Consider the following 11913-nt stretch of genomic DNA (forward strand, 5'->3'; position numbering starts at 1 on the left):
GCACTCGCGCGCGAGAACGCTCACGCAATCACAGCCCTTCACTGCATCACGGAGCTAGGCATGACGGTATTTTTCATCGGCGCGGGTCCTGGAGACCCCGAACTGATCACGGTAAAAGGGCAGCGTCTCGTGCGGACCTGCCCGGTGATTTTGTACGCGGGGTCGCTCGTGCCGCAGGCCGTGCTCGAGGGGCATCGCGCCGAGACCGTGGTGAACACGGCCGACCTCGATCTCGACGCGATCGTCGCGTTGCTCGACGATGCGCACCGTAAAGGCCACGATGTCGCGCGCGTGCATTCGGGCGACCCGTCGCTCTACGGCGCGATCGGCGAGCAGATCCGGCGCCTGCGCGAGCTGAACATTCCCTACGAGATCGTGCCGGGCGTGACGGCGACGGCCGCATGCGCGGCCGCGCTCGGCTGCGAGCTGACGCTGCCGGACATCTCGCAGACGCTGATCCTCACGCGCTATGCAACCAAGACCACGATGCCCGAGGGCGAGCAGCTCGCCGATCTGGCGCGCCATCGCGCGACGATGGCGATCCACCTCGGCGTGCGGCACCTTGCACGTATCGTCGACGAACTGCGGCCGCACTACGGGGCCGACTGCCCGATCGCCGTGATCTACCGCGCGAGCTGGCCCGACGAAGAACGCGTGACGGGCACGCTCGCCGATATCGTCGGCAAGGTGCAGTCGACGAATATCGAGCGCACCGCGCTGATTCTGGTCGGGCGCGTGCTGGCGGCGGAAGGGTTCAGTGAATCGACGTTGTATGCGAAGGCGGGTGGGTGACGGGGGGGGTGTGGTCCTCGTTCTTTGTGATTCAAGCGGGATTTTTCCTCTGACATGACCAGAAGCAAGGCTTTTGGTCTATCCCAAAAAATATTCAGGAAAGCGAACTGTTAGCATCGTGACTTTTCGTCGACAGGAGACAGTCGAGATGTCACAAACCAATGATGCTGATGTCATGCGTGTGGTTCTCAGCCCGGTTCAATTGGCGGCGGTGCTGTCCAGGGGATCGCTGAGTCAGGAAGCCACGCTTTCCAACCGGCTGTGGGGCGGTTTGCAAATTGTGGGCGGGGTGCTGGAAATGGTCGGCGCAGGTGCACTCTGCGTTCTGCCAGAGCCGACAATGGCAAGCAAGGCTGGCTGCGTCGTGTTTGGAGTGCATGGATCGGACACGGCGGCGACCGGTATCCGTCAAGTCTGGACGGGCCAGGATACGGCGACCTTGACGCAACAGGGCACGTCAAAACTGGCTGAGACTTTGAGGGCCAGCCCGGATATGGCTGGCAATATAGGCTTATCGGTCGATATTGGCGTGTCGTTTGGCGTGGCGGGGGCGTTGAAGGCGGTACGTGCGTCCAGTGTCACGCTCGGGCGGATTAATCTGGTGCGGCATGAGGCAATACGGGGAAGCCGGATTGGCGGGCATACGCTTGAAAAGCATGTGGGGCAGACTGAGGCACAATTGCGCGCCAGATTGATAGCTGAACCAGATAGAAAAGCGGTATCAACGTTTCTGAACCTGGAAATGGCGGAGCGGGCAATATCGAAAGTGATGCAATCTAATGCTATGAAAATTAAAGCATGGTCGCAGTCATCGCCAAGCTACCCCTTGGTTCTTGTGCAAAATGTTGGGGAGAATGTTGGCTACGGTGTAATTCGAAAGACGGGAGAATTCATCCCGATGAATAAGGTGAGGGTTATTTTGAAGTGTCAGAAGTATAATGGTATGGATTATTATATTCTGACATCTTATTTGGAGATTTAGGAGGGCTAATGCGCGAAAATTCACCATACCCGAATCTTGATTTGCTTTTTGATGGATATTTAAATCAAGATTACGAGTTGTTTGGCGAAAAGATTGGCGACGTTTTGCGTGTGTACTGCAAGGAGATTACGCCATCTATGCGTCAGTCTGCCATTTTGGAAATGGAGAAATTCAAGGCGTCGCATATTGATGATCTGGAGGAGGCATTTGAGTTAGCCTACGAGCGTGAAATATCCATCAAATCGCACGGTTATACTGCCGAATCATTCTTTGATGAATTATGTCGGCTATTGCGAGGGTAACTAATTGCATTGCTATAGGTAGCCGAGGCTCGCGGATCGTGCGAAGCTTCTCGATTCGCCCGCCGCCAGTTGCCAAGGCTCCGAAAGCATTCTTCAAAGCTTTTGCGCCTGCGCCAGCGTCAAAATCCGCGTCCACCGATCGGCATCGCGCTTGTTCGTCATCGGCAGCTTCCACTCGGCGCGGACCTTGTCGCGAACTTTCACGATCAGATACCAGCGCCCGTCCATATCCTTCGCGGCGCAATCGTGCAGATCGGTGAGCGTGTACTTGCCTTCGGCGCCATCGAGCGACAGCCACAGCAGCCCCTTCGTCGCCGACAAGCGGATGCCGCCCCAGGTTTGCACGAGTGCGTGCGTCCAGTCGCCTTCCTTCGTGTTCGGCGCGATCTCGCGGCGGCGCTGAATCCAGCGCGCCGCGAGCGCGATCACCACCAGCGCAACGACGATCGAAATGCCGATGGCGGCGGGTTCGCCCAGGCGGGCGGCGATCACATCGAACGCATACACCGCACCGACAGCCAACGCGCCCAATACCAGCAGAGCAATGATGATCGGCATCGTGGCCTCTTATTCGTTGGTTCGACCCAAACGAAAGACACCGGCACGGCCCGCGGCCGTCCGGTGTTGTCGTTCAAGCGCCTCCCCGTGATCCCGCGTGAGCGGATCGACTGACGCTGATTTACTTGCTGATTCGATGCACGTCGTGCGTGATGAAGCCCGCGTCGTTATCCGGCAACTCGAGCCACGAATCGTGCTCGAGCGTCTTGCGGATATCGGCGAGACCCGCCGACCAGTGGCTGCGCATCGTCGATGCGCCGAACTGGTAGTCCTTGTAGTCGTGCTCGAACTTTTGCTGCTGATAGATCAGGTGCAGCACGTTGTAGCGCTTGCCGCATGACAGGTCTTCCGCGAGCTGGCACCACGCGTCTTCCTTGCGGACGCTCTCCGGCACCTTGTCGAGCACTTCGCGCAGCACGTTGCGATAGCGCTGTTCGCGCTGCAGGATGTCGGTGACGAGACGCGTGCGGCTCGAATACTGAATGTCCTTCATACGTTCGGAGACATCGTTCAGGCTCTCCGGCACCGGCCCGCGCGCGCTCCACAAGTCGACTTGGAACGCGAGCGTGTCGTGGCGCGGCGTTGCGTTCAGCACTTCGCGCAACGGCGTGTTCGACACGACGCCGCCGTCCCAGTAGAACTCGCCGTCGATCTCCGTCGGCGCGAACGCCGGCGGCAGCGCTCCCGATGCGATGAAATGCTCGGCGCGCAACTTGATGCGCGAGTTGTCGAAGTACGCGAAGTTGCCCGAGGCGACGTTGACCGCGCCGACCGACACGCGCGTTTCACCGGAGTTGATCCGGTCGAAGTCGCACAGCCGCTCGAGCGTGGCTTTGAGCGGCGCGGTGTCGTACCAGCTCGCCGTATCGGGGCTGCTCGACACCCACGGCACCGGCGTCGGCTTGCGCGGCTGGAAGAAGCCGTTCTGCCCCTGCCAGATGGCGCTCGCCGCCTGGAACGCGGTGAGCATCTGGCGGGTCACCTCGGTGCCGTTGAACAGCGCATGTTCGAAGATGTGCGGCAGCGGCGGCGTGGCGGCCGGCCTGCAGATCGTGTCCCAGAACTCATGCAGGCGCTGGACGCGATGCTCCGGCGCATTGCCCGCGATGATCGCGGTGTTGAGCGCGCCGATCGAAATGCCGGCGATCCAGTTCAGCCGTATGCCGGCGTCGTGCAGACCCTCGAACACGCCGGCCTGATAGGCGCCGAGCGCGCCGCCGCCCTGTAGCACGAGCGCCACCGTTTCATACGGCAGATGACGCTCGCGGCGCTCGTGATGCGGATGCGCGTGCGGGACGGCGCCGGTCTCGACCCTGACGCCGGACGGGTCGGTTGCCTGCCTTTCGGTTTTGGCGTGCGGCTTCATTGCATGTACCAGCCGTGGCTGACGATGAACGACTGGCCGGTGAGCGCCGCGCTCGGGAACGCCGAGAGGAACAGCACCGTCTGCGCGACGTCCTCGACCGTGGTGAACACGCCGTCCACCGTCTGGCCGAGCATCACCTTCTTGACCACTTCCTCTTCGCTGATGCCGAGTTCCTTCGCTTGCTCGGGGATCTGCTTGTCGACGAGCGGCGTGCGCACGAAGCCCGGGCAGACCACGTGCGAGCGCACGTTGTGCGCCGCGCCTTCCTTCGCCAGCACGCGCGCCAGGCCGAGCAGCGCATGCTTGGCCGCCACGTACGCCGACTTCAGCGGCGACGCCTCATGCGAGTGCACCGAGCCCATGTAGATCACGACGCCGCCGCGATTGTCCTTGTACATGTGCTTGAGCGCGGCCTTGGTCGTGAGGAACGCGCCGTCGACGTGGATCGCCTGCATCTTCTTCCAGTCCGAGAACGAGTAGTTCTCGATCGGATTGACGATCTGGATACCGGCGTTCGACACGAGGATGTCGACCGAGCCGAATTCCGCGGCAACCTTATCGATGCCCTGGTTGACCGCTTCTTCGTTGGTGACGTCCATTGCGACGCCGACCGCCTTGCCGCCCTTTTGCTTGATCTCGTCGGCCACGGCTTGCGCGCCGGCCAGGTTCAAGTCGGCGATCGCCACCGCGGCGCCTTGGGCCGCGAGCACCAATGCGATTTCCTTGCCGATGCCGCTTGCTGCGCCGGTTACGACTGCGGTCTTACCGTTGAGTGTCGTCATGTTCGTATCGTCCTGGTTGATGGGTTGTCGGTGTTTGCGTTAAGCAGGTTTTGCTGATTTAGCGCGCGAGATAGTCGTGCACGACGGTGCCGAGGCCGAGCGTCAGGTCGGCAACCAGATGCCGCGCTTCGACGATCTCGAGCACAGGCAGATCGGCCACCGGCGCGAGCGCGTGATGCGCGAGCTGCAGCGATGCCGGGCCCGTCCATGCGCCCTTGAGCTTGATGTCTTCCAGGTAGTAGCGCACGAGCTCGCAGACGCGCGGCGAGCCGTCGACGTGAGGAATGATCTTCAGCAGATAGTTCGGAGCGGCCATGCGCTTCGTTTGTTCCGCAATATCGAGCTCTTTGTGCTTGTAGCCCATCGTGCCCGTGGCGACACGGACCGAACCGTAGTTGAGCGTGCCGAGCAGGTGGTCCGTGTCGACGTGCAGCGTCGGCTTGGCGAGCTTCTTCGGAAAGCCCCACAGCTCGCGGCCGCCGGCGATCGGCGGATGGTCGTCGAGATACATCGCGAGCGTGTAGCTGCCGGGCTTGCCTTCGTAGGTGACCGGAATCACCTGTCCGCTTTCGGTGTAGTCGCCGAAGCCGGTCGAGTCGGCCATGCGGATGAATTCGTAGTGGACGTACGGATCGGTCACCTGGAGGGGCTCGGGGACGATCTCGCGGAGCAGGTCGAGATCGGTGCGGTAGGTGATGATGAGGAACTCACGGTCGTAGAACTTGTACGGACCCATCGGAAACGCCGGGCTCGTGAGCGGCATGGCAAATGCTTTCGAAACCACGCGGTCGGGACTCATAGGTACTCCTTTAAAAAGCGTTGGCCGAGGAAAACGTGCCGACATCGTATATGGAGGTTGTGTCTTTCGCGAGTCGAGAGTGGGGAACAGATTGTTGCGTTTTCTGCGCCAAACGGCGGGCTAACGAGAATAACACCGTCTCATTAATGAGGTTAAACGGATAATCTGAGGCGAAAATTAAGGTGCGTGGCCGGTGACTGGTCGCGATGCGCAGCACACGGCGATAGCTGTGCCGCGAGCCAGTATGTCGTGAGTGTGCCGAGGCGCGACGCCAAAGGTGAGCGTTTTCGGGAGGGCTTCGCGGAGGATGAAACGGGCGGCGCGTTTTCGCGGAGGCCGGGTGCTGGCGCGCGGAAAAATTCACGCAGCGTGCTTGTTTTTGCGGGGAAAACGAGCGGAATTGAAGTGCTCAGGTGAGCGGCGACGGCGCCATGGCTCACCGTCTAAACGGCCGAGCGAGCACAAAGGTGAGCGTTTTCGGGAGCCTTTGCGCGGGTGAGGCGGTGACTGTTGCGGACCCGCCCGTGTAGAAGAAACCGCTAGCGGGCTAGCCGGCGTAGATGGTCATGTCGAATTCCGCTTGCGTCCCTGCTGCGCGTTCCTGGTGTTCGCTCTGGATCGGCTGGTCCGGCGAGGACGTGGGCGGCTCGGGCTCGCTGGCCTCGGCGGCCAGCGCCGCCAGTTCGGCGGCTTGGCGGGCATCGCGCAGCGCGGTACAGCGCTGGGCCCGCCGGATGTCGGAGAGTGTGCGAACCAGGCGCATCGTCCTTTTCGACATGGCTTTCTCCTTCCGTTGCAGTCGCAACTTGATAAAGCACTTTAAGTTTACTGCGCGGAGGGCTGATGTATAAGGCTCTTTGTGGTTATGGCAACAGTTTGACGGGAAAATCCCAAGGTTTCTCGGTTGTGCAAGGGGAGGGTCAAGAAAGAGGGCGCGATTGCCGATAAAACGCTGACGAATACCTTGCGCACCTTGCAGGCGTGTTCGAAGCACTGAAAACGGCACAGCGTATGAGGAAACGAAATGAGCGACGCGTGTACCTTCAACACAAGGATATTGCCCAAACTAATTTGCTTATTCGAATTGCCAATAGTTCTAAGCAATCTTTCTATTAAATTGAATCAATCATTCTAAAGGCTTTCAATATTTAAGGGCGATTCCAGCTTTCCCCGCTAAATGATTGAATTTACTGATGTGAAAGCCATCGGAAAGAAAATTTTTCAAATAACGCCCTAAAGAATCCCCTGCGGCTGTCGAAAACGTCATAACAATGCGCGCGTGCATAAGCATTCGCCCAAACAAACAAGACCAATTGAGAACCCGTAGCGCACCCGGCGCCGGGTTACATTCGAATGAAAAACCGGTATCGAGGCCGGCGCGCAAGCAATGGGGGCTTGCGCGCCTTGCAGTGTTTTGCCCTTCTTTTTTCGGCGTTACCCGCTGCGGTATTGGCCGCAGGCATCGTCCCAGATGGCGGGACGGCGACATCGGTTTCAACGGCCGCAAATGGGCGGCAAACGGTCAATATAGCGCCGGCATTTTCCGGCGTATCACAGAACACATATAACTCATTCAACGTTAGCGCTGCCGGTGCGACGCTGAATAACACCGGCATTAATGCCCGGACCATCGTCAATCAAGTCACCAGTACCAATCCGAGCTTGATTGAAGGGCAGATCAGCGTGAGCGGCCCGAACGCCAATGTGGTGCTCGCCAATCCGAACGGCATTACCGTCAACGGCGGCTCGTTTCAGAACATCGGGCACGTCGCATTGACGACGGGCCAAGTCAGTTTCAACGATTTGCAAATCGCCCCTGGTGTCGTCCAGCGCAATGTCGTTTTGAATACGACATCCGGCACCATTGTGGTCGGCCCGCAGGGCCTTTCCGGCGCGCTCGTCGGCTTGGACCTGATCGCGAAGAACATTGCCGTCAACGGTCCGCTGACCAACAGCTTCACCTCGCCGACGGCCTATGTGCGCCTTGTCGGCGGAACCGAGCAGGCGACCCTGAACACCGGCCTGTCGCCGACCGATAACGCCAACGATTGGCTGACCGTCCAAGCGCCCGCGACACCCGCGACGGCGAATTCCGTCGCCGTCGACATCACGGCGGCCGGCAGCGTGACCAGCGGACGTGTTGTGCTGATCGTGACCGACCGCGGCCCAGGCGTGGCGAGCGCCGGCCCGCTCAACGCAACGCTCGGCGATTTCACGCTGACCTCGAACGGTAGCGTGCAGATTTCGAACACGACGGTCTCGGTAGCGCAGAACGCCAATCTGCAAGTGCAGGACGCGATCACGCTGACCGATACGCAATTCAACGTCAGCAACGGCACGGCGACGCTTGCGGCTTCCCTGCCTGTCACGCTGACCGGCAGCGGCCTGATCGCGAGCGGCGGCATCTCGGTGACGGGCGGCGGCATTACGCTGCAGCCGGACAGCAACCAGACGGGCTCGACCATCGCCTCGGCGAACTCCGGGGTCGTGCTGACGAGCACGGGCGACATCACGAATATCGGCTCGCTCGTGCAAGGGCAGACGCGAATCGCCAACGATTCGGCGTCGCTTGGCGCCGTCACGCTCAACGCCGCGGGCGACGTCCTGAATCAATCCAAGCCGAGCACGGGCCTGGGCATCCTGTTCGGCGTGAACGACGACGTCTCGGTGACGGCCGGCGGCAACGTGATCAACGAGGACGCCCGCATCCTGTCGAACCAGAACGTAGCGATCGCGGCGGCCGGCGACGTGAACAACATCGTCGACCACTCGACAGGCGTCAACAACGGCGCGGAGTCGAGCTATTCGAACCGGGGTTGGAGCTTTCTGTTCTTCACGCATCGCAACGACGGCTTCTCGATCGATTACGGCGAGTTGAGCGATCCGCAGAAGCTGTCGTACATCACGGCGGCAGGGGGCGACGTCACGATTCACGGCAACAACGTGTCGAACGTGGGCGGCTCGATTCTCGCGGACGCAGGCAACACAGCCGACACCGGCAACATCTCGATCACCGCGAACCATTCGCTGCTCACGCAAGCGGTCTTCACGGGCCAGGTGAACTACAACCAATCGTGCTTCATCTTCTGCCACTCGAGCGCATCGAGCACGGTTCAGGCATTTGGCGGCGTGATCGAAGCGAACACGAACATTGATCTGAAGGCCGGCACGCAGATCACGAATACGGGCGGCATGGTGCTCGCGCTCGGCACGCTGACGCTCGATGCGCCTAAAACGCTCGCGCAGGGCGTACTCGGCTATAGCGCAATCAATCGCGACAACGACCTCAAGGCGTGGTTCGGCAACGCTTGGGGGACCATTTACGCGTCCGACACCGGCGGCATCTTCAGCGGCGGCTCAGGACAGGTCGAGCTCACCGGCGAGGGCGTGATCGACGGCGGCGCGTTCAGCGCGCCGGGCGGCGTGAACGCGGCAGGCGGCATCGTCACGATCAGCAAGCCGTACACGCAGCCGGTGACGGTCGGCGCTCACAATCACATCGGGCTCGTTTCATGGCTCGGCCTGTGAGGCGCCGTCTGCCCGGCGTGGCGAAGTGCGCGCTCGCGCTCTTGGCGGGCGCGGCCGCGGCGCGGGCCTGGGCGCAGACGCCGCCGGGCGCGCCCCCGCTGCCTGGCGGTGGTGCGTTGCCGGGCGGCGCGTTGCCGTTCAGGCCCGAGCAAGACCCGGGGCAACGCCTTCTGCAAGAACAGCGCGACCAGCAGCGCCAGCAGCAGCTTCAACAGGCGCCTGCGCAGATCGCCGTGCCGGCACAGCCCACGCTGCCGAACCTGCCCGAAGGCGCGGACATCGACACGCTGCCCGACGTCGAGCCGATGTTCGACATCGAGCACATCGATTTCATCGGCGACAAGGTGTTGAGCCAGCGCGAGCTGACCGCCGTCGCCAAGCCGTTCATCGGCAAGCGCCTCGGACGCAACCGCATCAACCTGTTGCTCCGGCGCGTGACCGAGGCGTTCATCGCGCACGGCTACATCACGACGCGGGCCTACTTGGGCCCGCAAAACCTCGCGTCCGGCACGCTCAAAATCAATATCGTGGCGGGCCGCGTGGCGGCGTTTACGCTGAACGGCAAGCCGCTGCGTCCGCGCGATCCCAACGCAACCCTGCTCGAAACGCACGGCGGCGGCCTGCTGACCGACGCCGGCACAGCATGGGCGTTCGGCGACAGCCAGGGCGATGTGTTGCGCTTGCCGGATCTGGAGCAAGGCGTCGACCAGATCAACCGGCTGCGGCGCAACCAGGCCGAGATTCAGATCATGCCGGGACAGTCGCCCGGCGATTCGATCGTGGCGATCACGAACCACTACGGCGACCGCTTCTACTACGACGTCGGCATCGACAACTACGGCAGCTCGCAGACCGGCACGCTGCGCTATCGCGCCGACGCCGAAGCGGACAACCTGTTCGGCCTGCAGGAATCGCTCTCGCTCAACTACGTCGGCACCGAGGACACCAACGCGCTCGTGTTCTCGGCGGCGGTGCCATACGGCTATCAGACCTTCAGCTACACGACGTCGCTCTCCGAGTATCAGCAGACGATCGGCGACACCGCGCTGCTCGAAGGCCGCACGTTCAGCCAGATGCTTGGGTGGAACGACGTGCTCACGCGCTCGCGCACCGGCAACATCAGCCTCGACGTGGCGCTCAACAAGATGCGCATCGAACGCAACCTGAACGGCTTCTTCTTGTCGCCGCAGGATTTGACGGTGCTGCGCGTGGGCGTCAACGGCTTGTATCGATTCGTCTCGCGCGATCAGGGCGCTGCGGCGACCTGGGACGTCGGCATCTCGCAGGGCCTGCCGTGGCTCGGCGCGAGCCATGACGCGTCGGACATCGACAGCACCGACGCGCACAGTCAATTCACCAAGGCCGACGCCAACGGCACGCTGCAAATCTCACTCGGCACGCTCGGCAAAACCGCGTGGACGTATCGCGGCACGCTGCGCGGCCAATTCAGCCCGGTCGCGATGTTCGGCAACGAGCAGATCTTCCTCGGCGGCATGGACTCCGTGCGCGGCTTCACCGAGGGCGGGATCAGCGGCGACAGCGGCATCTATCTGCGCAACGAAGCGGCCTGGCAGAACGCACCCGCGTGGCGCGACGCGCGCATCGAGCCGTACGTGTTTCTCGACGGCGGCAAGGCGCATCTGGTCGCGCAAGGCGGCTGGCCGACGCTCGTCGGCACGGGCGTCGGCGCACGCGCGCAATGGCGCATCGGCAAACAAACGATTTCGAGCGAGGTGCTGCTCGGGCAAGCCCTCATTCAGCCGGCCGCACTCGGTAGGAAAGCGACCGTGCTGCTCGCCACTCTCAACTGGTCCGAATAGAAGATAGGAGAACCCAATGAACCATCGATCGAATCCGCGATTCACGACTTTCGCAAGCGCGCTTTGTCTCGCGCTTGCCGCGACGCTCGCGCCGGCTGCTCACGCGGCTAGCCAGCCTTCGAAAACGGACAAAGCCGCTGCGCCACAAAGCGCATCGGCCCCGTTGCCCGCCAACGCGATTGCCCGCGTGAACAACGTGCTGATCACGCAGGACGAACTCGATCAGGCCGTGCGCGCGACGAATGCGCCCGATACGCCCCAGTTGCGCACCGGCTTGAAGAACCAGCTGATCGCGCGCGAGCTGTTCCGCCAAGCGGCGGCCAAGGCGCACTACGACACGAAGCCGCAAGTGATCGCCGCAGTCGAGCAGGCCAAGACGATTGCGATGACGCAGGCGTACCTGCGCGACCAAGTGAAGCCCGCGCCCGTCACCGACGCCGACGTGAAGGCGAAGTACGACGCGATCGTCGCGACGCTCGGCGAGAACGAATACAAGCCGAGCGTGATCGCGGTGAAGGACGCCGATACCGCGAACAAGATCCTCGACCAATTGAAGAAGGGCACGGATTTCGCGCAGCTCGCCAAGCAGTACAGCCAGGGCCCGAACGCTGCGCAAGGCGGCGCGCTGAACTGGATCTCGTTCAAGACGCCGATTCAACCGGGCAACACGCAGAACTGGCCGCAGCCGCTGGCGGAAGCGCTGGTGAAGCTGCCGCAAGGCGCGGTATCGAGCGCGCCGGTACAAGTGGGCGACGTCTACTGGATCTTGCGCGTCGATGAAAAGCGTCCGACGCAGGTGCCGCAACTCGATCAGGCGCAGGCCGAATTGCGCAAACAGCTCGAACAGATCGCGCTTGAGAAAGCGACGGCGCAGGTCGTCGGGTATCTCGTGAAGAACGCGCAGATCCAGCAGTAACGCAGTAACAGCAGCCTCGAGAAGCCACACCGCACGGCGCGCAATAACGGGCACATAAGCCCGGACGC

At 61.9% G+C, this 11913-nt stretch carries 11 protein-coding genes; 6 read left to right on the forward strand and 5 right to left on the reverse strand.

Features of this window, described 5'->3' with window-relative positions; translation table 11 throughout:
• Positions 1 to 60: 60 nt before the first annotated feature.
• From cobM to FAZ95_RS24680, 3 genes are all read left to right on the forward strand, one after another.
• A complete protein-coding gene (gene cobM, locus FAZ95_RS24670; protein ID WP_137335149.1) occupies positions 61 to 792 on the forward strand; it encodes a precorrin-4 C(11)-methyltransferase in 732 nt (243 codons plus the stop codon).
• Between the two features lie 148 nt (positions 793 to 940).
• A complete protein-coding gene (locus FAZ95_RS24675; protein ID WP_137335150.1) occupies positions 941 to 1774 on the forward strand; it encodes an RNase A-like domain-containing protein in 834 nt (277 codons plus the stop codon).
• An 8-nt stretch (positions 1775 to 1782) separates the two neighbouring features.
• A complete protein-coding gene (locus tag FAZ95_RS24680; protein ID WP_137335151.1) occupies positions 1783 to 2076 on the forward strand; it encodes a contact-dependent growth inhibition system immunity protein in 294 nt (97 codons plus the stop codon).
• 93 nt (positions 2077 to 2169) lie between these two features.
• Here FAZ95_RS24680 and FAZ95_RS24685 read toward each other — a convergent pair whose 3' ends face one another.
• The 5 genes from FAZ95_RS24685 to FAZ95_RS24705 form a co-directional block, all read right to left on the reverse strand.
• The gene (locus tag FAZ95_RS24685) at positions 2170 to 2634 is read right to left on the reverse strand and encodes a hypothetical protein (protein WP_137335152.1); all 465 of its coding nucleotides are present in this window, start codon (positions 2632 to 2634) and stop codon (positions 2170 to 2172) included.
• A gap of 121 nt (positions 2635 to 2755) precedes the next feature.
• Positions 2756 to 4000 (reverse strand): patatin-like phospholipase family protein, encoded by a 1245-nt coding sequence (locus tag FAZ95_RS24690; protein WP_137335153.1) that lies wholly within the window; start codon positions 3998 to 4000, stop codon positions 2756 to 2758.
• Positions 3997 to 4782, reverse strand: coding sequence for a 3-hydroxybutyrate dehydrogenase (locus FAZ95_RS24695; protein WP_137335154.1), 786 nt, complete (start codon positions 4780 to 4782; stop codon positions 3997 to 3999). The genes FAZ95_RS24690 and FAZ95_RS24695 overlap by 4 nt, the downstream gene beginning before the upstream one ends.
• A gap of 58 nt (positions 4783 to 4840) precedes the next feature.
• On the reverse strand, positions 4841 to 5581 hold the full coding sequence (locus FAZ95_RS24700; RefSeq protein WP_137335155.1) for an acetoacetate decarboxylase: 741 nt from the start codon (positions 5579 to 5581) through the stop codon (positions 4841 to 4843).
• A gap of 547 nt (positions 5582 to 6128) precedes the next feature.
• A complete protein-coding gene (locus FAZ95_RS24705; RefSeq protein WP_137335156.1) occupies positions 6129 to 6359 on the reverse strand; it encodes a hypothetical protein in 231 nt (76 codons plus the stop codon).
• Between the two features lie 575 nt (positions 6360 to 6934).
• Here FAZ95_RS24705 and FAZ95_RS24710 point away from each other — a divergent pair.
• From FAZ95_RS24710 to FAZ95_RS24720, 3 genes are read left to right on the forward strand one after another with little or no spacing between them, the layout of a single operon-like run.
• Complete coding sequence (locus tag FAZ95_RS24710) at positions 6935 to 9109, forward strand: two-partner secretion domain-containing protein (protein ID WP_137335157.1); 2175 nt, start codon at positions 6935 to 6937, stop codon at positions 9107 to 9109.
• A complete protein-coding gene (locus FAZ95_RS24715; RefSeq protein ID WP_137335158.1) occupies positions 9094 to 10929 on the forward strand; it encodes a ShlB/FhaC/HecB family hemolysin secretion/activation protein in 1836 nt (611 codons plus the stop codon). Before FAZ95_RS24710 ends, FAZ95_RS24715 begins: the two co-directional genes overlap by 16 nt.
• A gap of 16 nt (positions 10930 to 10945) precedes the next feature.
• The gene (locus FAZ95_RS24720) at positions 10946 to 11845 is read left to right on the forward strand and encodes a peptidylprolyl isomerase (protein ID WP_137335159.1); all 900 of its coding nucleotides are present in this window, start codon (positions 10946 to 10948) and stop codon (positions 11843 to 11845) included.
• The last annotated feature ends 68 nt before the right edge of the window (positions 11846 to 11913 follow it).

The sequence above is a fragment of the Trinickia violacea genome (genome assembly GCF_005280735.1).
GTDB lineage: Bacteria > Pseudomonadota > Gammaproteobacteria > Burkholderiales > Burkholderiaceae > Trinickia_A > Trinickia_A violacea.

Excerpts from the sequence above, each read along its gene's own strand:
- FAZ95_RS24690 (WP_137335153.1), bottom strand. The coding sequence starts at position 4,000 with ATGAAGCCGCACGCCAAAACCGAAAGGCAGGCAACCGACCCGTCCGGC.
- FAZ95_RS24680 (WP_137335151.1), top strand. The coding sequence starts at position 1,783 with ATGCGCGAAAATTCACCATACCCGAATCTTGATTTGCTTTTTGATGGA.
- FAZ95_RS24685 (WP_137335152.1), bottom strand. The coding sequence starts at position 2,634 with ATGCCGATCATCATTGCTCTGCTGGTATTGGGCGCGTTGGCTGTCGGT.
- FAZ95_RS24675 (WP_137335150.1), top strand. The coding sequence starts at position 941 with ATGTCACAAACCAATGATGCTGATGTCATGCGTGTGGTTCTCAGCCCG.
- FAZ95_RS24710 (WP_137335157.1), top strand. The coding sequence starts at position 6,935 with ATGAAAAACCGGTATCGAGGCCGGCGCGCAAGCAATGGGGGCTTGCGC.
- FAZ95_RS24720 (WP_137335159.1), top strand. The coding sequence starts at position 10,946 with ATGAACCATCGATCGAATCCGCGATTCACGACTTTCGCAAGCGCGCTT.
- cobM (WP_137335149.1), top strand. The coding sequence starts at position 61 with ATGACGGTATTTTTCATCGGCGCGGGTCCTGGAGACCCCGAACTGATC.
- FAZ95_RS24695 (WP_137335154.1), bottom strand. The coding sequence starts at position 4,782 with ATGACGACACTCAACGGTAAGACCGCAGTCGTAACCGGCGCAGCAAGC.
- FAZ95_RS24700 (WP_137335155.1), bottom strand. The coding sequence starts at position 5,581 with ATGAGTCCCGACCGCGTGGTTTCGAAAGCATTTGCCATGCCGCTCACG.
- FAZ95_RS24705 (WP_137335156.1), bottom strand. The coding sequence starts at position 6,359 with ATGTCGAAAAGGACGATGCGCCTGGTTCGCACACTCTCCGACATCCGG.
- FAZ95_RS24715 (WP_137335158.1), top strand. The coding sequence starts at position 9,094 with ATGGCTCGGCCTGTGAGGCGCCGTCTGCCCGGCGTGGCGAAGTGCGCG.